The sequence below is a fragment of the Flavobacterium luteum genome (assembly GCF_008806775.1).
Classification (GTDB): domain Bacteria; phylum Bacteroidota; class Bacteroidia; order Flavobacteriales; family Flavobacteriaceae; genus Flavobacterium; species Flavobacterium luteum.
The window spans coordinates 344,539-367,699 of record NZ_WAEM01000002.1 but is presented as its reverse complement, the minus strand read 5'-3'; the positions used below and the strand labels follow the sequence as shown (position 1 = coordinate 367,699).

General features: G+C 33.0%; 17 protein-coding genes and 1 tRNA gene. 13 read left to right on the top strand and 5 right to left on the bottom strand.

Annotated elements, in window-relative coordinates; genetic code table 11:
• Nucleotides 1–51 precede the first annotated feature (51 nt).
• Complete coding sequence (locus tag F6464_RS05435) at nucleotides 52–348, top strand: thioredoxin family protein (RefSeq protein ID WP_151106789.1); 297 nt, start codon at nucleotides 52–54, stop codon at nucleotides 346–348.
• On the opposite strand, the gene F6464_RS05430 is transcribed toward F6464_RS05435, so the two are convergent.
• Both F6464_RS05430 and F6464_RS05425 read right to left on the bottom strand, forming a co-directional pair.
• Nucleotides 345–974: a polysaccharide deacetylase family protein gene (locus F6464_RS05430; RefSeq protein ID WP_151107130.1), complete on the bottom strand. Its 630-nt coding sequence runs from the start codon at nucleotides 972–974 to the stop codon at nucleotides 345–347. The genes F6464_RS05435 and F6464_RS05430 overlap by 4 nt on opposite strands.
• 87 nt (nucleotides 975–1,061) lie before the next feature.
• Nucleotides 1,062–4,385, bottom strand: a complete 3,324-nt coding sequence (locus tag F6464_RS05425; protein WP_151106788.1) for a glycosyltransferase family 117 protein — start codon at nucleotides 4,383–4,385, stop codon at nucleotides 1,062–1,064.
• 236 nt (nucleotides 4,386–4,621) lie between these two features.
• On the opposite strand from F6464_RS05425, the gene F6464_RS05420 reads away from it, so the two are divergent.
• Nucleotides 4,622–4,692, top strand: a tRNA-Gln gene (locus F6464_RS05420).
• Nucleotides 4,693–4,789: 97 nt separating this feature from the next.
• On the opposite strand, the gene F6464_RS05415 is transcribed toward F6464_RS05420, so the two are convergent.
• Nucleotides 4,790–5,170: a BLUF domain-containing protein gene (locus F6464_RS05415; protein ID WP_151106787.1), complete on the bottom strand. Its 381-nt coding sequence runs from the start codon at nucleotides 5,168–5,170 to the stop codon at nucleotides 4,790–4,792.
• A gap of 237 nt (nucleotides 5,171–5,407) precedes the next feature.
• The gene (locus F6464_RS05410; RefSeq protein WP_151106786.1) at nucleotides 5,408–6,235 is read right to left on the bottom strand and encodes a universal stress protein; all 828 of its coding nucleotides are present in this window, start codon (nucleotides 6,233–6,235) and stop codon (nucleotides 5,408–5,410) included.
• A gap of 185 nt (nucleotides 6,236–6,420) precedes the next feature.
• Between F6464_RS05410 and rimP the strand changes: the two genes are divergently transcribed.
• The 3 genes from rimP to infB are packed head-to-tail and all read left to right on the top strand — an operon-like array spanning nucleotide 6,421 to nucleotide 10,997.
• A complete protein-coding gene (rimP, locus tag F6464_RS05405; protein ID WP_151106785.1) occupies nucleotides 6,421–6,885 on the top strand; it encodes a ribosome assembly cofactor RimP in 465 nt (154 codons plus the stop codon).
• Between the two features lie 13 nt (nucleotides 6,886–6,898).
• Nucleotides 6,899–8,143, top strand: coding sequence for a transcription termination factor NusA (gene nusA / locus F6464_RS05400; RefSeq protein ID WP_151106784.1), 1,245 nt, complete (start codon nucleotides 6,899–6,901; stop codon nucleotides 8,141–8,143).
• Nucleotides 8,144–8,192: 49 nt separating this feature from the next.
• Complete coding sequence (gene infB / locus F6464_RS05395) at nucleotides 8,193–10,997, top strand: translation initiation factor IF-2 (protein WP_151106783.1); 2,805 nt, start codon at nucleotides 8,193–8,195, stop codon at nucleotides 10,995–10,997.
• A 58-nt stretch (nucleotides 10,998–11,055) separates the two neighbouring features.
• Here infB and F6464_RS05390 read toward each other — a convergent pair whose 3' ends face one another.
• Nucleotides 11,056–11,445 (bottom strand): SPOR domain-containing protein, encoded by a 390-nt coding sequence (locus F6464_RS05390; RefSeq protein WP_151106782.1) that lies wholly within the window; start codon nucleotides 11,443–11,445, stop codon nucleotides 11,056–11,058.
• Nucleotides 11,446–11,662: 217 nt separating this feature from the next.
• Between F6464_RS05390 and F6464_RS05385 the strand changes: the two genes are divergently transcribed.
• The 8 genes from F6464_RS05385 to F6464_RS05350 all read left to right on the top strand — a co-directional run bounded on the left by F6464_RS05385 (nucleotide 11,663) and on the right by F6464_RS05350 (nucleotide 23,154).
• Nucleotides 11,663–12,982: a c-type cytochrome gene (locus F6464_RS05385; protein WP_151106781.1), complete on the top strand. Its 1,320-nt coding sequence runs from the start codon at nucleotides 11,663–11,665 to the stop codon at nucleotides 12,980–12,982.
• 82 nt (nucleotides 12,983–13,064) lie between these two features.
• The gene (locus F6464_RS05380; RefSeq protein ID WP_151106780.1) at nucleotides 13,065–16,124 is read left to right on the top strand and encodes a TAT-variant-translocated molybdopterin oxidoreductase; all 3,060 of its coding nucleotides are present in this window, start codon (nucleotides 13,065–13,067) and stop codon (nucleotides 16,122–16,124) included.
• Nucleotides 16,125–16,152: 28 nt separating this feature from the next.
• Nucleotides 16,153–17,556, top strand: a complete 1,404-nt coding sequence (gene nrfD / locus F6464_RS05375; protein WP_151106779.1) for an NrfD/PsrC family molybdoenzyme membrane anchor subunit — start codon at nucleotides 16,153–16,155, stop codon at nucleotides 17,554–17,556.
• Nucleotides 17,549–18,073 (top strand): DUF3341 domain-containing protein, encoded by a 525-nt coding sequence (locus F6464_RS05370; RefSeq protein WP_151106778.1) that lies wholly within the window; start codon nucleotides 17,549–17,551, stop codon nucleotides 18,071–18,073. The genes nrfD and F6464_RS05370 overlap by 8 nt, the downstream gene beginning before the upstream one ends.
• A gap of 7 nt (nucleotides 18,074–18,080) precedes the next feature.
• Nucleotides 18,081–18,626, top strand: coding sequence for a c-type cytochrome (locus tag F6464_RS05365; protein WP_151106777.1), 546 nt, complete (start codon nucleotides 18,081–18,083; stop codon nucleotides 18,624–18,626).
• A gap of 28 nt (nucleotides 18,627–18,654) precedes the next feature.
• A complete protein-coding gene (locus F6464_RS05360) occupies nucleotides 18,655–20,139 on the top strand; it encodes a quinol:cytochrome C oxidoreductase (protein ID WP_151106776.1) in 1,485 nt (494 codons plus the stop codon).
• A gap of 19 nt (nucleotides 20,140–20,158) precedes the next feature.
• Nucleotides 20,159–21,316: a cytochrome c oxidase subunit II gene (locus F6464_RS05355; protein ID WP_151106775.1), complete on the top strand. Its 1,158-nt coding sequence runs from the start codon at nucleotides 20,159–20,161 to the stop codon at nucleotides 21,314–21,316.
• Nucleotides 21,317–21,345: 29 nt separating this feature from the next.
• Nucleotides 21,346–23,154, top strand: coding sequence for a cytochrome c oxidase subunit I (locus F6464_RS05350; protein ID WP_151106774.1), 1,809 nt, complete (start codon nucleotides 21,346–21,348; stop codon nucleotides 23,152–23,154).
• Nucleotides 23,155–23,161: the final 7 nt, after the last annotated feature.

The following is a 23,161-nucleotide window of genomic DNA, read 5'->3' as shown; positions in this document are numbered from 1 at the left end:
GTACAATAATATCTTATTTACGAGGCTTTAAAAATTAAATATTTTGGTTTTATGTCTAAATTTGGAGAACTTATAAATGCACAAGTTCCTGTATTAATTGACTTTTATACAGATTGGAACGAATCATCGGTATCTATGCATCCTGTAATAAGAGATGTAGCTGCTGCTTTAGGAGATAAAGCAAAAGTGATTAAAATTGATGTCGATAAAAATCAAGAATTGGCTGACGCACTTCGTATTAAAGGGCTACCTACTTTAATGATTTATAAAGAAGGTCAGATGATCTGGAGACAATCAGGTGAGTTAGACGCAAATACTATTATAGGTTTAGTTCAAGATCAGATTTAAAATAGTGCTTCGCATTTATAACCGTTTATTTTAAGAAAATCTAAAGTTTTAGGTAAAACATATTCTAGATTTTTAAAACATTTTACACTATCGTGAAATACAATTATACTTCCTGATTGAACATTAGAAATGACATTGTTTAAACAGTTCTCTGGTGTAATTAAAGTATCAAAATCGGCACTCAAAACATCCCACATAATAATTTTATATCCCAATTGTCTTAGCTTTTTTGCTTGCTGGAATTTTATTTTTCCGTAAGGAGGGCGAAAGATTTTTGATTTTTGATTTTTGATTTGGACTTCACATAGCTTTGTGTTTTTTATATACTCTTCGGTTTTTGTTTTCCATCCGTTTAAATGGTTGTAGGTGTGGTTGCCTATAGTGTGACCGTCTTGAACGATTAAATTAAATAACTCAGGGTTTGTATCCACATTGTTTCCAATACAAAAGAAGGTTGCTTTTGCATTATATTTTTTTAATTGTAATAATGTCCACTGGGTAATTTCAGGTGTCGGGCCATCATCAAAAGTAAGATAAACGCTATTTCCTTTATTAGGAATATCCCAAACATAGTTTGAAAACATTTTTTTTAAAAAGGCATTTGTTTTTATCCAATAGAACTTCATAAAGTATAGAAATTTCATTTTAAAATAAAAACAGCAGCGTTTTAGTAAAATTAACGCTACTGTTTTCAAGGTCTATTAAATTTTATTTTAATTTTTAATTGAATCAGATGAAATCAAAGTGTCAATTTCTTCTAATGAATCTTTATCAATAAAAGAATTGCTTTCATCTTTGTTTAGCCCTTCGTTGTCTCTTCCAAATCGTTCAAACATTTTATTGTAGGAGTTAAAAATCAAACTGTTTTTTTTGTAAAACTCCATATCACCTTGATCTTTCATGACCTCTAGTAAGCCTCTATATCTTTCAATATCAGTAATAATATCTATCATAATATAGCTTTGTTCAGTAGGTTTTAAATTGCTATAATATTTTAAATTCTCTTTGTATTTAGTCATTAATTGATCTAACAAATTTCTTGCCTTTGTCTTTTCTCCTACTTTATAATAACCCGCAGCAAAAGGATCTAATAAGGAATAATAAGCATAATAATCTAAAGGCATTTTAGTCATGGCTAAATCAATCACTTTTTTGGCTTTTTCAATTTTCCCTTCAAGAATTAATTGATCCATTAGTCTGGCTAAGTTCGATCTATAGGAAATGCTATTTTTTCTTGTTTCTGGGTCATGGTAAATCGTTTTTGACTCTCCGTTGCCCCAATCCCATTTCATGGCTATATCATACATTTTATCGCTATCAATTTGACCCATGTCTAATGGGCTTCCGTCTTTAGAAATAGGGTTTTTTACAGGAATTAATTTATAAACCAATCCGTCTAGTTGTAAATGATCTTTCATCCATAAATAATCATCATCACCAAAACTTCCCCCAGTAAAATAAATAGGGCGTTTCCAGTTGTTATTAGCAATAATGTCTAGCATCATTAATCGGTTTTTGTACAAAGCAGAACCTTTTATAGTAATGTCTATATACGGAACAATAGAATCATAATATTTAGGATTAACTACCTTGTTTTTAATAATCAGATTCTTGTCTACTGGAATTCGTATTTTATTTGTTGGATAAAAATGAATTTTCTGTCCGTTTTGCATTTCAACAATAGTTTTCGGATCGTCGCTTGCAATAAATTCTAGTAAGGATTTTATATCCCAACGGTTTTCTGTTTTAGGATTATGAATAGCATAATCCAACTTATCTCCTACGTATTGATCGTGTGTAAAACTAATTGGCACTCCATCCGCTTCGTAGGTTTTCATTTTCATTTGATCGATATACCAATCGGTCATGAAAAGGCTTGTGTTTACAATTTTTATATCTTTTCTTACTTTTTCAATTTCTTGAGCATACCAAAGCGGAAAAGTATCGTTGTCGCCAATTGTAAATAAAATAGCATTTGGTTCACAAGAATTCAAATAATTTTTTGCCATTGCAATAGCAGTATATTTATGTGATCTGTCATGATCGTCCCAGTTTTGAAAAGCCATTAAAACTGGTGCAGCAAGCAAGCACAGGCCTATAATTACAGGACCAGCTATTTTAGGTTTGAGATAGTTTTTCATGGTTTCGTAAATGGCAAAAACGCCAAATCCTATCCAAATAGCAAATACATAAAACGAACCTACTAAGGCATAATCTCGTTCTCTAGGCTCAAAAGGGCGTTCGTTTAGGTAAATTTTCAAAGCCAAACCTGTAAATAAAAACAAAGCTAATACTACGTAAAAACTTTTAAGATCCCTATTGGCATGATAGATTAATCCAATTATTCCGAGAATAAAAGGTAAAAAATAATATACATTTCTGCCTTTGTTGTTTAAAACATCAGTGGGAAGATTTTCTTGTGAGCCCAAATGAATTTCATCAATAAATGAGATGCCACTTAACCAATTTCCGTCAAGATTATCATACTTTCCTTGAATATCGTTTTGTCTACCAGTAAAATTCCACATTAAATATCTCCAATACATATAACCAAATTGATACTCGAACATGAAGCTTAAATTGTCCCAGGTGCTAGGCTTTTCTATAATTAAGTATTCGCCATAACTTTTTAAGAATGAAATATACCCTTCGTTGTCAATTTCTTTTGCTGCATAGGCTTTTCTGAATTCTGCAATAATATCAACTAATTCTTTTTCTTCAGAATAGTCCGGGTTGATTTTAAATTCAGGAACAGCAGTAAAATTCATATAGTTTTCTACATGATCGGTACTCCACAATCTAGGTAGAATCGCTTTTTGTTTGTCATCACTATTCTGTTCAGCATTTTTAAAATTATTGGTAATAATGTATTTACCCGTTTTATAATCCCTTTCATAATTAGGCGCTTTGTCTAAGTAAGGATTTTCTTCGTCTAATCCTGTAAAAGTGTCTGTATATTGAGGTCCGTAAAATAAAGGGTTTACACCGTATTGCTCTCTATTATAGTAGGCTAATACTTCGGCAGCATCTGAAGGTTTGTTTTCGTTAATTACAGTATTGGCATTTGCGCGTATGGGTAGCATCATCCAAGTAGAAAACCCGATAAGAATAAATAAAATGCAAAGTATAATAGTGTTATAAAAAATAAGCCCTTTTTGTTTGGTGTAATTTAAACCAAAATAAAAGAAAGCAATAAATAATAATGCAACAAAGATAGTTCCTGAATCAAACGGTAATCCGAAATTATTTACCATATAAATTTCTGTTTTTCCAAATAATGCCATAGTTAATGGTAATAATAATTTGAAAATAAAGAGTAAAACAGATACAACTACAATATTTGCGATTATAAAACTCTTTACGGTAACAGTTTTGTAATGTTTAAAAAAGTATAAAAGCCCAATAGAAGGAATCGTTAACAAAGCCATAAAGTGAACGCCAAACGATAGTCCAATGACCAAGCTGATAATTAATAACCATTTGTTCCCACGCGGAGTGTACATGTCTTGTTCCCATCGCAATCCTAACCAAAAAAGTAGTGCGATGAATAATGTTGCCATTGCATAAACTTCTGCTTCAACGGCATTAAACCAAAAACTATCTGAAAAAGTAAAAGCTAGTGCACCAACAAATGAACTTCCTAAAATAACAATCGAATTATTTGTATTTATTTGCTCCGCCAATTCGCCTTTTGGGCTCGGGTCAGAAAACGAAGTAACCATTTTCTTTAAAATCATCGAAGAAGACCAAAACAAAAATAATATAGTAAATGCACTTGAAAACACTGACATCATGTTTACCATTAAAGCTATATTCTTAATATCAGTTGCAAACATGGCGAAAAATGCGCCAATCATTTGAAATAATGGTGCTCCAGGAGGATGACCCACTTCAAGTTTAGCTGCAGTTGCAATGTACTCACCACAATCCCAGAAACTCATTGTTGGTTCTACGGTAAGGGTATAGGTTACTAATGCAATTGCAAAGGCAAACCAACCTAAAATTGTATTCCATTTATTGAAATTGAATGAAGTCATACTGTAATTATAATTTTTTTTTGAGATACAAAGAAACTATTTTTTTGTTGAAAGTGAGGAGCATTAACAAAAAATTCTAAAATGGTAAAGTTAGTTTTTATTATCTTTGTTTCACTTGGTAAAGGTTTTACGAATTAATAAGTTCAATATTTTATTTATTTTTAATAAAAAAGCAATTATTGCTTGCTTAAAATAAAATTTGTTTTAAATTTGCACTCGCTTAACAGTAACGGAATTGGTCTATGGTGTAATGGTAACACAACTGTTTTTGGTGCAGTCTTTCAAGGTTCGAGTCCTTGTAGACCAACAAAAAACTCCTCAAGAAATTGAGGAGTTTTTAATTTTATAGTATTTATTTTAAGATTAAAACGACACTTTGTCATTGTGGGTTTTAATAAAAGTTCCTAAAATGAAAAAGCATTCTTATCTTCAATATTTGACAAATCTCTTTTGTTGAGGTCTTTTAATCCTGTAATACTTCGTAAAATTTCGTAGGAAGCGGAGTAAAATCCCATGGTCCAATCAGGAAATTCTCTTTTTGATTTAATACCTTCATGAAGTATTACGACATTGTTGTGTCTAGAATCCTTTTTTATTTTTTCAAACAAGTTTTCAATAACCTCTTTTCGACCTTCTAAAACTTGAATGAAATCACCATCAATATAAAGCAAAATCCCATTTACGCTATTATCAAAATTAAAACGACGCGCCTGAAGCAATATTTCACTTATATCTTCTTTAGTTAGGTGATTAGCGGCAGAACTCATGTAAATTAACTCATACATTATGAAGAAAATTTTAATCAAATTCACAAAAAAAATTAAAATCGTTTGTTAGTTTTTTTTTTGGTGAAAATAAAATAGCTGTTTATGTCATCTTTCTTAGCGCATTATTAATAATCATAAAGGCATGAATTTTTTATAATCAAGTACAACATAATCGAAAAAACATAAAATTAAAAAACCGCCTCAATTTTATTTTGAGACGGCTTCCTTCTTTCAATTTTATATAAGTAGGGATATTTATATTTTAAAAGTAATTACGGGTCTAATTGCATGATTTACTAAATCCTCACTAACACTACCATTAAAGAAATGGGCAAATCCAGTTCTTCTAGCATGAGTACACATGCCTATTAAATCTGCTTTAACACTATTAGAAAAATTCAAAACGCCTTTTTCAATATTTACATCATTATAAATGTGTAAAGAATAATTAGGGTAATCAAATTCTTTTACAAAATCATTCATTATTTTTTCTGCAATATGAGTAGGTTTAAAGCTGCTAGGAGTATTAATCATAACCAAATCTAGATGCGAATTGTAAGTTTTAGCAAACTCAACAAGTTGTTTGAATGGTTTTTTAATTTCTTCTGAAAAATCAGACGCAAAAACAAATTTTTCTGCCTTAAAATCTTCTATTTCATTTTTTATAACCAATACAGGCACATCTGAAAACCGAACAACTTTTTCTGTATTTGAACCAATAATCATTTCCTGAAATCCACTAGTGCCGTGAGACCCCATTACAATAAAATCGATTTTATTTAATTTACTTACAGCCATGATTCCTTCAAAAGCTTTATCAAACTGAATAATTTCAGAAACAGTGATGCCTTCAAGATAATCAGAATCCATTAAATCTTCTAGATTGCTAATAACTTTGTTTTTAAAAAACATGATTTCAGGAATAGCATGCCCACTTCCCATAGCATCACTTCCTTCATGAGGAAGTTCTAACATGTGAAGTAAAACAATTTCGCTGTCATTAACTCTAGCTATCTGAGCAGCAACTTTTAAGGCATATTCTGCATGTTTGGAAAAGTCTGTAGGGACTAAAATTCTTTTCATATATTAAAATGTTATAAGTGTAAGTATTCAAATAAAAAAGGGTTTTTATATATTGATGCCATAAAGATAATAATATTTTTAAATTTTTAATCATTTTTGATTTATAAAAAAAACACTATATTTGCACCGTTATTTATTAAAAGTTAGATAATGAGGCACGCAAAGCGTGCCTCTTTTTATAAAATATGACATTTAAAGAGAAAGTATATAATTTGTTAAATGAAGGACTGACAGAAAAACCAGCTGTTTTTCTAATTGATCTTACTATAACAGATAGTTTTAAAGTAATTGTAACTTTAGATGCAGATAATGGAGTAGTTTTACAAGACTGTATAGATATTAGTCGTGCCATTGAGAATAATTTAGACAGAGAAGAGCAAGACTTTTCTTTAGAAGTGGCGTCGGTAGGAGTTGGATCACCATTAAAAATAGTAAGACAATATAAAAAAAACGTTGGCAGAACATTAATTGTAAAAGTAGCCAACGAAACAATCGAAGCAAAGTTAGTAGATGCTAACGAAGAATTTATTACTTTAGCTTGGGAAGCTAGAGAACCAAAAAAAATTGGAAAAGGAAAGGAAACTGTTCAAAAAAGACAGGAAATACCTTATTCAGAAATAAAAGAAGCAATTGTTACAGTAACATTTTAATTAAAGAATTGGCATGGAAAATTTAGCATTAATCGATTCATTTTCAGAGTTTAAAGACGATAAACTTATTGATCGTGTAACGCTTATGGCGATTTTAGAAGATGTATTTAGAAATGCATTGAAGAAAAAATTTGGTTCGGATGATAATTTCGACATTATTATCAATCCGGATAAAGGAGATATGGAAATTTGGCAAAGAAGAGTCATTGTTGCTGATGATGATTTAGATTTGGACCATTTAGAAATCACTTTAACTGAAGCTAGGAAAATCGAGCCAGATTTCGAGATTGGTGAAGAAGTTTCAGAAGAAGTTAAATTAATTGATTTAGGACGAAGAGCTATTTTAGCTTTACGTCAGAACTTAATTTCTAAAATTCACGAACATGATAATACTAATCTTTACAAACAATTTAAAGATTTAATAGGCGAAATATACACCGCCGAAGTGCATCACGTTCGCCCTAGAGTCGTTATTTTAATTGATGATGAAGGGAATGAAATTATTTTGCCAAAAGAAAAACAAATCCCATCTGATTTTTTTAGAAAAGGAGATAATGTGCGTGGAATAATAGAAAGTGTTGAGTTGAAAGGCAATAAACCTCAAATAATCATGTCTAGAACTTCTGAAAAGTTTTTAGAAAAATTATTTGAACAAGAAATTCCAGAGGTTTTTGACGGTTTAATTATGGTTAAAAATGTAGTGAGAATCCCAGGAGAAAAAGCGAAAGTAGCCGTAGATTCTTACGATGACAGAATAGATCCTGTTGGAGCATGTGTAGGGATGAAGGGTTCACGTATACACGGTATAGTCCGAGAATTAGGGAATGAAAATATTGATGTAATTAATTACACAAGTAACATACAATTATATATTACAAGAGCTTTGAGTCCTGCAAAAGTTTCTTCAATAAAAATTAATGAAGAAACAAAAAGAGCCGAAGTTTTCTTGAAATTAGAAGAAGTTTCTAAAGCAATTGGGCGAGGTGGTCATAATATTAAATTGGCAGGTCAGTTAACAGGTTATGAGTTAGATGTTATTAGAGAAGGAAATGTAGCTGAAGAAGAAGATGATGTTGAATTAACTGAGTTCTCTGATGAGATAGATGAATGGGTAATCGAAGAATTTGCAAAAATTGGTTTAGATACGGCAAGAAGTATTCTAAAACAAGATGTAAATGATTTAGTAAGAAGGACAGACCTAGAAGAGGAAACGATTTTAGATGTAATGCGCATATTGAAAGAAGAGTTTAACGCATAGTTATTTCTGTTTTCAACACAATAAAAAAAGGTAATATTAAAAAGGTTTTATGTCAGACGAGAGAGTAATTAGAATTAACAAGGTTTTAAGGGAATTAAATATTTCATTAGAAAGAGCTGTGGATTATCTTAAAGATAAAGGAATTGCTATTGAATCCAATCCAAATGCAAAAATTTCTGATGCTGAATTTAGTATTCTGCAAAATCAATTTGCTGGCGACAAAGGAAACAAAGAAGCTTCAAAAGAAGTTGGAGAAGAAAAGAGAAAAGAAAAAGAGGCATTACGTGTAGAAAGAGAAAAAGAAATTGAAGACAAGCGCAAACATGACGAAGAGCGTCATCAGCTTGAAGTAATTAAAGCAAAAGCTTTTGTTAATGCGCCAAAGCAAGTTGGTACAATAGATCTTAATCCGCAGAAACCTATTGCTACTGAATCAAAAACGCATGAAATAGTTACTCCGCAACAAGAAATAGAAAAGCCAATAAATAAAGAAGCGCCTAAAAATGATGTTGTACCGGAAAAAATAGGAATTAAGGAGGTAATTAAAAATAAAAAAGCTCCCGAAGTTGTAAAAGAAGAAACTCCTGTCGAAGAATCGATTACAACTCAATATCAAAAATTGTCTGGCGCAACTTTAACGGGACAAACTATTGATTTGTCTCAATTCAATAAACCAAAAAAGAAAAAAGAAGAGCCAAAAATAACTCCTAATAAACCAGGAGCTAATGCAGCGGCTAATGCAAATTCTAATGCAAATAAAAACAAAAGAAAACGTATTCCGCCCAAACCGGGAGAGGTAAGACCTAACACAGGTGTCGTTGGTGCTGCTGGAGGGAATAATCCGAATAAAATTACACCAAATTCTGGTGCTGCTAATGCTGCAAACAGAAATGCAAGGCCTGGTTTTGTAAAAGGTAATCGTCCTGCAATTGTAGCTAAAGTAGAGCCAACAGAAGAAGATGTAAAAAATCAAATTCGTGAAACACTAGAAAAACTTCAAGGCAAAGGAGGTAAATCTAAAGCTGCAAAATATAGAAGAGATAAAAGAGATACCCATCGTCAAAAATCAGATGATGAACAAAGAGCTATAGATGAAGGAAGCAAAACCATCAAAGTAACTGAGTTTGTTACCGTAGGTGAAATTGCTATCATGATGGATGTTCAAGTTACCAAAGTTATAGGGACTTGTATGTCACTTGGTATAATGGTAACTCAAAATCAACGTTTAGATGCAGAAACATTAACTATTGTAGCCGATGAATTTGGATATGAAGTTGAGTTTATTACTGTTGATATTGAAGAGGCTATTCAAGTTGTTCAAGACAAAGAAGAAGATTTGGTTTTTAGAGCACCTATTGTTACCGTTATGGGTCACGTAGATCACGGTAAAACGTCTTTGTTAGATTACATTCGTAAGGAAAATGTTATCGCTGGAGAGTCTGGAGGGATTACTCAGCATATTGGAGCTTATGGCGTTACATTAGATAATGGACAAAAAATAGCATTTTTAGATACACCAGGACACGAAGCCTTTACTGCCATGCGTGCACGTGGAGCGCAAGTTACCGATATTGCAATTATTGTGATTGCTGCCGATGATGATATTATGCCACAAACTAAAGAAGCTATTTCGCATGCGCAAGCCGCTAATGTGCCAATAATTTTTGCTATCAATAAAATTGATAAACCAAATGCGAATCCAGAAAAAATCAAAGAAAAATTAGCTGGAATGAATTTGCTAGTTGAAGATTGGGGCGGTAAAATCCAATCACATGATATTTCTGCAAAGGCAGGTACAGGTGTAAAAGAATTATTAGAAAAGGTATTGCTTGAAGCAGAGATATTAGATTTAAAAGCAAATCCAGACAGACCTGCCTCAGGAACTGTAGTAGAAGCGTTTTTAGATAAAGGAAAAGGATATGTTTCAACAATTTTGGTTCAAAACGGAACATTAAGAGTTGGAGATTATATGCTTGCAGGAAAGCATCATGGTAAGATTAAAGCCATGCATGATGAAAGAGGTCACATCGTAACAGAAGCAGGGCCATCAACTCCAGTTTCAGTCTTAGGACTTGACGGAGCAGCAACGGCTGGAGATAAATTCAATGTATTTGAAGACGAAAAGGAAGCCAAACAAATTGCATCAAAACGTTCTCAATTAATGAGAGAGCAATCCGTTCGTACCCAACGTCACATTACACTTGATGAAATTGGACGTCGTATCGCTTTAGGACAATTTAAGGAATTAAACATTATTCTTAAAGGTGACGTTGATGGTTCTGTAGAAGCATTATCAGATTCATTCTCTAAACTATCTACTGAAGAAATTCAGGTAAATATTATTCATAAAGGTGTAGGAGCTATTACCGAAACTGATGTTATGTTAGCGTCGGCTTCAGATGCAATTATAATTGGATTTAATGTTCGTCCGGCTGGAAACGCAAGACAATTGGCAGATAAAGAAGAAATAGACATTCGTTATTATTCTATTATTTATGCGGCTATTGATGATTTGAAAGACGCTATGGAAGGAATGCTTTCTCCAGAAATGAAAGAAGAAATTACTGGTACTGCTGAGATTAGAGAAATTTTCAAAATTTCTAAAGTAGGTTCTATTGCTGGTTGTATGGTTATGGATGGTAAAATTGCTAGAAACTCTAAAATTAGAATTATTAGAGATGGAGTAGTAGTCTTTACTGGTGATTTATTAGCTTTAAAGCGTTTTAAAGACGATGTAAAAGAAGTTGCAAAAGGATACGATTGTGGTATACAAATCAAAAATTATAATGACATCGAAGAGCGTGATGTAATTGAAGCGTTCCAAGAAGTAGCAGTAAAGAAGAAATTAAAATAAAAGATTTGAAGTATAAAAAAAAGCCCAACAGAATAAATTTTGTTGGGCTTTTTTGATATTATTTATTTGGTTTGATTAAAAATGCATTTGAATAACTCTTCTTTAATGCAGCCAGATTACGTTCTGCTTCAATCCTAGATTTAAAATTTCCAATCCAAACTTTGTACATTGGAGTGCTAAAGACAATTGTTGCATCATAGTCTTTGTTTTCCTTTCTAAAATCCATCAATGTCTTCTTAGCCGTTTCGCTATCGCCACTAAAAATCTGAATTTTATAACGATCGTTTACCGTTATTGATGAGTTTATTTTTCTTTTTTCATTTAATAGTTGTTCAAATTTTGGATCTTGTACAAGTTCTACATTATTGCTTTGTGCATAAAAATTATAGCTGCTAACCACTACTAAAACGGGTAGGAAACATCTTCTTTTTAATGTTAAAATTTTCATAAGACAGTGATTTTTATGCAAATGTACTATTTATTGAAATAAACAAACTAACAAATATTATTTAGAATTAATATAAATTGATAAGATAGGTAGTTTTAGGGTTTTGAGAATAGTTCTTAAGTCGTATTTTTGTCCAAGTTTTTAAACAAAGCTTGTTCTAATGTTGCTTTTTGCACACATATTACACGCCAATTTTAGTCGATAATCATTACAGAATATGAAAAAAGTGGGTAACCATAATTCGATTTCAAGGATCTTAATTTTTAGTCTAGCTTTAATGCTAGCATTCTCCTTAACTTCAATTGCTCAAACAGCTGCTCCAGTAGCAGCAGACGCTGCAGCTCCAGCAAGTTCTGGTGCAGATGCAGTAAAAGGTAAAGAACTATTCAATTCGCAGTGTGCCGCATGTCATAAGTTAGATGCTAAGATGACAGGTCCTGCGTTAAGAAACATTATCGGTAAACACGATAAGGAATGGCTTTACAAATGGATACACAACAGTCAAGATCTTATAAAATCAGGAGATCCTGCTGCAGTTAAATTATGGGAAGAAAATAAACCTTCTGTAATGACTGCTTTTCCTCAGTTGTCTAATTCTGATATAGATAATATTATTGCTTATACTTCTGAACCAAAAGCTGAGCCAGTTGTTGCTACAACTACTGCTGGGCCTCCAGGAACTGAGGCTGCTGGTGGAGTATCTAACGATATTATCTTAGGAGCTTTGGCTTTAGTAATGATAATGTTAATTGTAATGTTGTTTTTAGTAAACAACGTTTTATCTAAAATTGCTAAAGCAAATGGTATAGAAGTTTTAGAGAAAGAGCCTACAACACCAATTTGGAAAGCCTTTGCTAAAAATCAATTTTTAGTTTTAGTTACATCAATATTTTTAATATTAGCCAGTGCATATTTTGTTTACGGATTTTTAATGCAGGTTGGTGTAGATCAGGATTACGCTCCAATTCAACCTATTCATTATTCTCACAGAATTCATGCTGGAAGTAATGGTATTAATTGTAAATATTGTCACTCTTCGGCACGTGTAAGTAAACATTCTGGAATCCCTTCATTGAATGTTTGTATGAATTGCCATAAAAATATTGCTGAAGTTTCAGACACTACTGCAACCTCAGAACATTCAAAAGCTTTTTATGATGGAGAAATACAAAAATTATACAAAGCAGTAGGTTGGGATCCATCTACTCAAAAATACACTGGAAAAACAGAGCCTGTAAAATGGGTGCGTATTCACAATCTTCCTGATTTTGTTTACTTTAATCACTCTCAACACGTAAATGTTGCTGGTATTGAATGCCAAACTTGTCACGGTCCAGTTCAAACCTATGAAATTCAAAAACAATTTGCTCCGTTAACCATGGGTTGGTGTATTGATTGTCATCGAAAAACAGAAGTTAAAATGGAAGGGAATGAATACTATACTAAAATTCATGAAGAGCTTTCTAAAAAATATGGAGTAGACAAGTTAACTGCCGCACAAATGGGAGGATTAGAATGTGGTAAATGCCATTACTAAATATTTAGGATAAGGTTGTTAACCTAAATACAATGCCCGATTAACCAAAGAAAAGAATAAACGAATAAATATTAAAAGAAATATGTCATCAAACAAAAAATACTGGAAAAGTGTTGAAGAACTAAACGAAAATAGTTCTATTGTTGAGGCACTTAGAAATAACGAATTTGTTGAAGAAATTCCAACAGATGAATTTTTAGGAGATAAATCTTCTTTATCATCATCTTCAACTACTCGTCGTGATTTCTTAAAGTACGTCGGATTCAGTACAGCAGCAGCTTCTTTAGCAGCTTGCGAAGGTCCAGTTCACAAATCGATACCTTATGTAGTTCAACCAGAGCAAATAATCCCTGGTATTGCTGATTATTATGCAACATCTGTTTTTGATGGATTTGATTTTGCGAATATTTTAGTAAAAACACGTGAAGGTCGTCCTATTAAAATTGATAACAATAAAATAGAAGGTGCGAAATTTGCTGCTAATGCTAGAATTCATGCCTCTATTTTGTCTTTATATGATAGCATGCGTTTAAAGCAACCTAAAATTGCTGGAAAATCGGCTTCATGGGCAGAGGTTGATGCTAAAATAAAAGCTAGTGTTGCAGAAGCTAAGACTAAAGGAAAACAAATTGTTTTACTTACTAATACTTTAGCAAGTCCGTCTACTGAAAAATTAGTTGCAGAATTTATTGCAAAGAATCCTACAGCAAAACATGTTATATATGATGCGGTTTCTTCTTCTGAAGCTTTAGATGCATTTGAAACAGCTTACGGAGAGAGAGCTTTAGTTGATTATGATTTTTCAAAAGCCTCTTTAATTGTGTCTGTTGGAGCTGATTTCCTTGGAGATTGGCAAGGAGGAAGTTATGACTCAGGTTATGCAAAAGGAAGAATTCCTCAAAACGGAAAAATGTCACGTCATTTTCAGTTAGAATCTAATATGACATTAACTGGTGCTGCAGCAGATAAGCGAGTACCGATGAGTGTTGCCAACCAAAAGCAAGCTTTAGTTAAAATTTATAATGTAATAACTAACGGAGCTATAGCTACATCAAAAATTGAAAATGAAGACGAAGTTATTAAAGCAGCAAAACAACTAAAGGCAGCTGGTAGTAAAGGAGTTTTAGTTTCTGGAATTCAAGATAAAAACGCACAATTATTAGTTTTAGCTATTAATCAAGCCTTATCCAGTGAAGCATTTTCTACTGTAGGAACACGACAAATTAGAAAAGGGTCAAACGAAAAAGTAAACCAGTTATTAGCTGATCTAAAAGCTGGGAATGTACACACCTTAATTATGAGTGGTGTTAATCCAGCATATACTTTGCCAAATAGTGCTGCATTTACTGCAGCTTTGAAAAAAGTATCGTTATCAGTTTCTTTTTCTTTAAAAGAAGACGAGACGGCATCAATTACAACAATTGCTGCAGCAACTCCTCATTATTTAGAATCTTGGAATGATGTAACAATTACTAAAGGAACTTACGGATTAACTCAACCAACAATTCGTCCTTTATTTGATACCAAACAGTTTCAGGACGTTTTACTTTCGTTAAACGGAGCGGCTGGAACCTTTTATGATTATTTAAAAGCGAATTCATCTGCATTAATTTCTGGCGCATCTTGGAATAAAGTTTTACACGATGGAATCTATGTAGGAGCATCATCAGCAGCAACTCCAACTTCGGTTAATTATGGTGCTGCAGCAAGTGTATTAGCAAATACTAAAAAAGAATCAGGTCTTGAACTTTTATTATATACTAAAACAGGTTTAGGTGACGGTCAGCAGGCAAACAACCCTTGGCTTCAAGAGTTTCCAGATCCAATCACAAGAGTTTCTTGGGATAATTACGTTACGGTTTCTAGAGCTGATGCAGAGAAATTTAAACTAGAAAATCATAATGTTGCCGATGGAGGTTTAAACGGAAGTTACGCAACTCTAACTGTAAACGGAACTAATTTAGAGAATGTTCCTGTAATTATTCAGCCGGGTCAAGCAGTGGGTACTTTAGGATTAGCTTTCGGATACGGAAAAAAAGCTTCCTTAAAAGAAGAAATGCAAGTAGGAGTAAATGCCTATTCATTATATAATAACTTTAATGATGTTCAGACGGTTTCTATTAAGAAGGCAGATGGAGAACACGAGTTTGCTTGTGTTCAATCTCAAAAAACCTTAATGGGTAGAGGAGACATTATAAAAGAAACTACTTTAGAAATTTTTAATTCTAAAGATGCAAAAGAGTGGAATGAAGTTCCTAAAGTTTCCTTAGATCATAAAGAAGTTGATGCTACATCTGTAGATTTATGGACATCTTTTGACCGTTCAGTTGGGCATCATTTCAATCTTTCAATAGATTTAAATGCATGTACAGGATGCGGAGCTTGTGTTATTGCTTGTCATGCAGAAAATAATGTTCCCGTTGTTGGTAAAGAAGAGGTTAGAAGAAGTCGTGACATGCATTGGTTGCGTATCGACAGATATTATTCTTCTGAAGAAACTTTTGCAAAAGATGACGAAAAGAAAGAAGGTTTCAATGGTTTGTTTGGCGATAAAGGTTCATTAGGAGGTTTTGGTCAAATGGAACAACCCGGAGACAATCCTCAAGTCGCCTTTCAGCCAGTAATGTGTCAACATTGTAATCATGCACCTTGTGAAACAGTTTGTCCAGTAGCAGCTACATCTCACAGTCGTCAAGGTCAAAACCACATGGCATATAACAGATGTGTAGGAACTAGATACTGTGCCAATAACTGTCCATATAAAGTACGTCGTTTCAACTGGTTTTTATACAACAAAAATAGTGAGTTCGATTACCACATGAATGATGATTTAGGGCGTATGGTTTTAAATCCTGATGTAAATGTACGTTCACGTGGAGTTATGGAAAAATGCTCTATGTGTATTCAAATGACACAAGCTACTATATTAACCGCAAAAAATGAAGGAAGAACTGTAAAAGATAGTGAATTCCAAACTGCCTGTTCAAATGCTTGTTCTTCTGGAGCCATGATTTTTGGAGATGTTAATGATGCAGCAAGTAAAGTGGCTGATTTAGTTGAAGATGATAGAATGTATCATTTATTAGAGCATGTTGGTACAAAACCAAATGTGTTCTACCATGTTAAAGTTAGAAACACGTAATAAAAATTAAAAATCAATTTAAAGGATTATGTCTCATATATACGATTCAAGTATTAGAAAACCTTTAGTTATAGGTGATAAAACATATCACGATGTAACAGTAGACGTTGCTGCTCCTGTTGAAGGTAAAGCAAATAAGCAGTGGTGGATTGTATTTTCTATTGCTTTGGCTGCTTTCCTTTGGGGAATGGGTTGTATCATTTATACCATATCTACAGGTATCGGAACTTGGGGATTAAACAAAACTGTTGGTTGGGCATGGGATATCACTAATTTCGTTTGGTGGGTTGGTATTGGTCACGCTGGAACACTTATCTCTGCAGTACTTTTATTATTTCGTCAAAGATGGAGAATGGCAATTAACCGTTCAGCGGAGGCAATGACTATCTTCTCGGTAATTCAAGCAGGTTTGTTTCCGATTATCCACATGGGTCGTCCATGGTTAGCCTATTGGGTATTACCAATCCCGAATCAATTTGGGTCTCTGTGGGTGAATTTTAATTCTCCTTTGCTTTGGGATGTATTTGCAATATCAACGTATCTTTCGGTATCATTAGTTTTCTGGTGGACTGGTTTATTGCCTGATTTTGCTATGATTCGTGATAGAGCTGTAAACCCTTTCCAAAAAAGAATCTATAGTATATTGAGTTTTGGTTGGAGCGGAAGGGCTAAAGATTGGCAACGTTTTGAAGAAGTTTCACTAGTTCTAGCAGGTTTAGCTACACCTTTAGTATTGTCTGTGCATACTATTGTATCGATGGATTTTGCTACTTCAGTAATTCCTGGATGGCATACGACTATATTTCCACCCTATTTTGTTGCTGGTGCTGTATTCTCTGGTTTTGCAATGGTTAACACATTGCTTATCATTATGAGAAAAGTATCTAATCTAGAAGCATACATTACTATCCAACATATCGAATTGATGAATATTATTATCATGATTACCGGATCTATTGTAGGGGTTGCTTATATTACCGAATTGTTTATTGCATGGTATTCTGGAGTTGAGTACGAACAATATGCTTTCTTAAATAGAGCTACAGGTCCTTATTGGTGGGCATACTGGTCAATGATGACGTGCAACGTATTTTCTCCACAATTTATGTGGTTTAAAAAATTAAGAACCAGTATTATGTTCTCCTTTATAATTTCTATAGTTGTAAACATTGGAATGTGGTTTGAGCGTTTTGTAATTATTGTTACCTCATTACACAGAGATTATCTTCCATCGTCATGGACTATGTTTTCCCCAACATTTGTAGATATTGGAATTTTTATCGGAACAATTGGATTCTTCTTTGTTTTATTTTTATTGTATGCTAGAACATTCCCAGTTATTGCCCAAGCGGAAGTAAAAACAATTTTAAAAGCAACAGGAGATAATTTTATAAAATCAAGAGAAGCAAATAAACATTCACATCATGAGTAATAAAGTTATTTACGCCATTTATAATGACGATGATATATTGATGGATGCTGTTAAGAAAACCCGTGCAGCTCATCATCATATTGAAGAAGTTTTTACTCCATTCCCAGTACACGGTTTGGATAAAGCTATGGGAATTGCACCAACTCGATTAGCCATTTGTGCTTTTATATATGGTTTGTGTGGTTTGTCTTTTGGAACTTGGATGATGAATTATATAATGATTCAAGACTGGCCTCAGGATATTGGTGGGAAACCAAGTTTTAGTTATATTGATAATATGCCAGCTTTCGTGCCAATTATGTTTGAAGAAACCGTTTTTTTTGCTGCTCACTTGATGGTGATTACTTTTTATATGAGAAGTAAATTATGGCCGTTCAAAGTTGCAGAAAACCCTGATGTAAGAACAACTGACGACCATTTTTTAATGGAAGTTGCAGTAAACAATAACGAAAAAGAATTAGTTTCTTTTTTTGAAGAAACTGGCGCAGTAGAAGTAAAAGTAATTGAAAAGCATTAATAGTTATATGAAAAGTTTATATAAAATAGCACTTTTAGTTTGTATCTCTACTTTAGTTTCATCTTGTAAAGACAATTTGAAACCAAATTATCAATACATGCCTAATATGTATGAATCAGTAGGTTACGAAACCTATTCTGAATCAAATGCATTTAAAAATGGTAAAGAAGGCCAACTTCTACCTGCAGGAACTATTAACAGAGGCTTTGAAGTTTATGATTATCCAAATACAACTGAAGGATACGAACTAGCAAAACTTAATTTGAAATCTCCTTTAGATTCTACATCGGTCGATTTAGAAAAAGCAAAAGGGCTTTATGAAATTTATTGTGCAATATGTCACGGAAATGCTGGAGACGGTAAAGGTAAATTAGTTACTCAGGGAAAATATCTAGGAGTACCTAATTATAAAGATCGTGTTATTACCACTGGTAGTGTTTTCCATGTGCAACAATTTGGATTAAATTCTATGGGTTCTTATGCCAATCAAATGAATGCTCACGAACGTTGGTTAGTTTCAGCTTATGTAATGAAACTTAAAAGCGAATTATAAATTGTAGAACAAACTGATCTTAATAGATATGTACACATTTTCAAGTAAATTAAAAACATTCTCCTTCATCCTAATGATATTAGGGATTCTTGGTATAGGATATGGTTTTTTAACTGCACCAAAAAATATTGAAGAAGTTGAAAAAATTCTTGCTGCAGATTCTCATGGCGAGCATCATTCAGCATCTAATTCTGAATCGATTGCTCATGGAGAAAATACTCATGAGACTTCACATGAGTCAATAGAAGAGGCGGAGTCAAAAGCAGTTGTTGAAACCAAAGTTGCTTTAGATTCTACAAAAACAGATTCAACTAAAGTTCATGAAGAAGCAGTTGTTGAAACAGTTTCGAAAACTGCTCATAAAGAATTGAAAGTTGTTTCTGCCGAGGAAGCGCAAAAAGAACATGAAGAGCATTTAGAACACGTTTTACATCAATTACAGAATAAGCCTTGGGCTGCTTTTTATGTAGCTTGCATCTTTTTTATGTTAGTGTCATTAGGAGTTTTGGCATTTTATGCTATACAACAAGTTGCTCAAGCGGGATGGTCACCAGTATTGTTTAGAGTGATGCAAGGAATTACAGCTTACTTGCCAGTAGGTTCTGTTATTTTCTTCGTTTTCTTAATTTTATGTGGATTGCATTTGAACCACCTTTTTATATGGTTAGATCCTGAAATGGTGGCACACGACAAAATTATTCAAAATAAAGCAGGATATTTAAACTTTCCTTTTTGGATAATTAGAGCTGCAATTTTCTTGATTGGTTGGAATCTTTATCGTTATTTTTCAAGAAAAAATTGTTTGGCTCAAGACGAATCCAATGATAATAGTTTTTACAAAAAGAATTTCAACATTTCAGCTATGTTTCTTGTTTTCTTTATTGTTACGGAATCTATAATGTCTTGGGATTGGATTATGTCAATAGACCCACATTGGTTCAGTACACTTTTCGGATGGTATGTATTTGCTAGTTTCTTTGTAAGTGGTATTACTACTATATGTATGGTTACTTTATACTTGAAATCTAAAGGGTATTTAGAAAATGTAAATACAAGTCACATCCATGATATTGCAAAATTCATGTTCGGTATTAGTGTTTTTTGGACCTACTTATGGTTCTCACAGTTTATGCTAATTTGGTACGCAAACATACCTGAAGAAGTAACTTATTTTGTAACTAGAATTGAGATGTACAACCTTCCATTTTTTGGTGCAGTAGTTATGAATTTTGTATTTCCAATTCTAATTTTAATTAATACTGATTTCAAAAGAATTACTTGGGTATTAGTTATGGCTGGGACAGTAATTTTATTAGGACATTATATTGATTTCTTTAACATGATTATGCCTTCTTCGGTTGGGGATCAATGGTTTATTGGGGTGTCTGAAATCAGTTCAGTACTTTTCTTCCTTGGGTTATTTATATATGTTGTTTTCTCCGCTTTAACAAAAGTGCCGTTATTACCAAAGAGAAATCCTTACATTGAAGAAAGTAAACATTTTCATTATTAATATTTAAAGAAGTAAACAGATGACAAGTTTGTTGGTAATTATAGTTTTAGGTTTATTAGCTATTGCATTATGGCAATTAACTAAAATATTCGATTTAACTCAAGTGGGTGTTGTAAATGACGATACTCAAGTTGCAAATGATAAAGACAACGATATTCAAGGATATTTAATGTTTGGTTTTTTGGCTTTCATTTATATTTTTACCATATATGGTTTATTAAAGTGGGGTCCTTTAGTGCTGCATACACCTGCTTCAGCTCACGGTCCAGAACTAGATAGTTTAATGAACGTTACTTGGCTTGTAATATTCTTTGTTCAAGGTCTTACACAAATTTTATTACATTATTTTGCTTTTAAATATAGAGGTAAAAAAGAACAAAAAGCTTTGTATTTCTCTGATAGCAATAAACTAGAAATTATTTGGAGTGCTATTCCAGCTGTTGTATTAGCAGTATTAATTCTTTACGGATTGTATGCATGGAACGACATTATGTTTATTGATAAAGATGAAGAAACGATTGAAATTGAATTATATGCACAACAATTCAATTGGAAAGCTAGATATTCTGGAACTGATAATGTTTTAGGGAAAGCAAATGTTCGTTACATTGAAGGTGTAAATGCGGTAGGCGTTGATTTGTCAGATCCTAATGCACAAGATGATATTGTAGTTACAGAGTTACATATCCCCAAAGGAAAGAAAATTCATTTTAAAATGCGTTCTCAGGATGTATTGCATTCAGCTTATATGCCTCATTTTAGAGCTCAAATGAATGTTGTTCCAGGAATGGTAACTGAATTTGCTTATACACCTATATATACTTCAGATGAGTATAGAGATATGCCTTTTATGGTAGAAAAGGTTGCTAATATCAATAAGATTAGAGCAGAGAAAAGCATTGAATTGGTTGCTAATGGCGAAACAGCGTTAGACCCTTATACTTTTGATTATTTGCTCTTGTGTAATAAAATTTGCGGAGCTTCTCATTATAATATGCAAATGAAAATAATTGTTGATACTCCAGAAGATTACAAAAAATGGCTTTCAGACAAGCCAACTGTTGCTCAAGAAGTCAAGACTGCAACTGTAAAACCAGCCGATGACTCTAAACCAATTGGTAATGATTCAACAATGGTTAAAGATTCAAAAATAGTTGCACAAGTTACAACTAAATAATACTTTTAAATTTAAAAAATAAATATTTTATGTCAGCATCAGCAATAGATCACTCAAACGACCATGCGCATGATCACGATCACGAACACCATCACAAAGACACATTTATTACTAAATACATCTTTAGTATAGATCATAAAATGATTGCCAAACAATATCTTATTACAGGTATCTTAATGGGAATTATTGGTGTTGCAATTTCATTACTTTTCAGATTGCAATTGGCTTGGCCAGAACAATCTTTTAAAATATTTAGTATTGTACTTGGTGATTCTTATGCTCCAAACGGCGTAATGGCAAATGATCGATATTTAGCCCTAGTAACCATACACGGAACTATTATGGTTTTCTTTGTGCTTACTGCCGCCTTGAGCGGAACGTTTAGTAATTTATTAATTCCTCTTCAAATTGGTGCACGTGATATGGCATCCGGTTTTTTAAATATGGTGTCTTATTGGTTGTTTTTTACTTCTAGTATAATCATGGTTTCCTCTTTGTTTGTTGAGTCAGGGCCCGCATCTGCCGGTTGGACAATATATCCTCCTTTAAGCGCTTTAGAACAAGCAATTCCAGGTTCTGGAATGGGAATGACGTTATGGTTGGTTTCTATGGCAGTATTTATTGCCTCTTCATTAATGGGTTCTTTAAATTATATTGTAACAGTTATCAATTTAAGAACTAAGGGAATGTCAATGACTAGATTGCCACTTACAATTTGGGCTTTCTTTGTTACAGCAATCATTGGAGTTATCTCTTTTCCAGTTCTTCTTTCAGCAGCTTTGTTGTTGATTATGGATAGAAGTTTCGGAACTTCATTCTTCCTTTCAGATATTTACATAGCAGGTGAAGTTTTGCATTATCAAGGTGGTTCACCCGTATTGTTTGAACACTTATTTTGGTTTCTTGGACATCCAGAAGTGTATATCATTTTACTTCCTGCATTAGGAATTACTTCCGAAGTTATAGCGACAAATTCTCGGAAACCAATTTTTGGCTACAGAGCAATGATTATGTCGATTCTTGCCATTGCATTTTTATCTACCATAGTTTGGGGTCACCACATGTTTATCTCAGGTATGAATCCTTTTTTAGGATCTGTATTCACATTTACTACTTTACTTATAGCTATTCCATCTGCTGTAAAAGCGTTTAATTATATTACAACACTTTGGAAAGGGAACTTACAATTAAACCCTGCTATGTTGTTCTCCATTGGATTAGTTTCAACTTTTATCACAGGAGGTTTAACAGGTATTATACTTGGAGACAGCACATTGGATATTAATGTTCATGATACTTATTTTGTTGTAGCGCATTTTCACTTAGTAATGGGTATTTCTGCTCTTTACGGAATGTTTGCTGGTATTTACCATTGGTATCCAAAAATGTTCAAAAGAATGTTGAATAAAAACCTTGGATACATTCACTTTTGGGTGACAGCAATATGTGCTTATGGGGTGTTTTTTCCAATGCATTTTATAGGTTTGGCAGGTTTGCCAAGACGTTATTATACCAATACTAACTTCCCATTGTTTGATGATTTACAAAATGTAAATGTGTTAATTACAATGTTTGCTTTAGTAGGAGGTGCTTTTCAGTTGGTTTTTATTTATAATTTCTTCAGTAGTATTTTTTACGGAAAGAAAACAGTTCAAAATCCATGGAAATCAAATACTCTAGAATGGACTGCGCCAATAGAACACATTCATGGGAATTGGCCCGGAGAGATTCCACATGTACACAGATGGCCTTATGATTATAGCAAGCCAGGACATGAAGATGATTTTGTTCCTCAAAACGTTCCAATGAAAGAAGGGGAAGAACAATTGCATCATTAATCAAAAA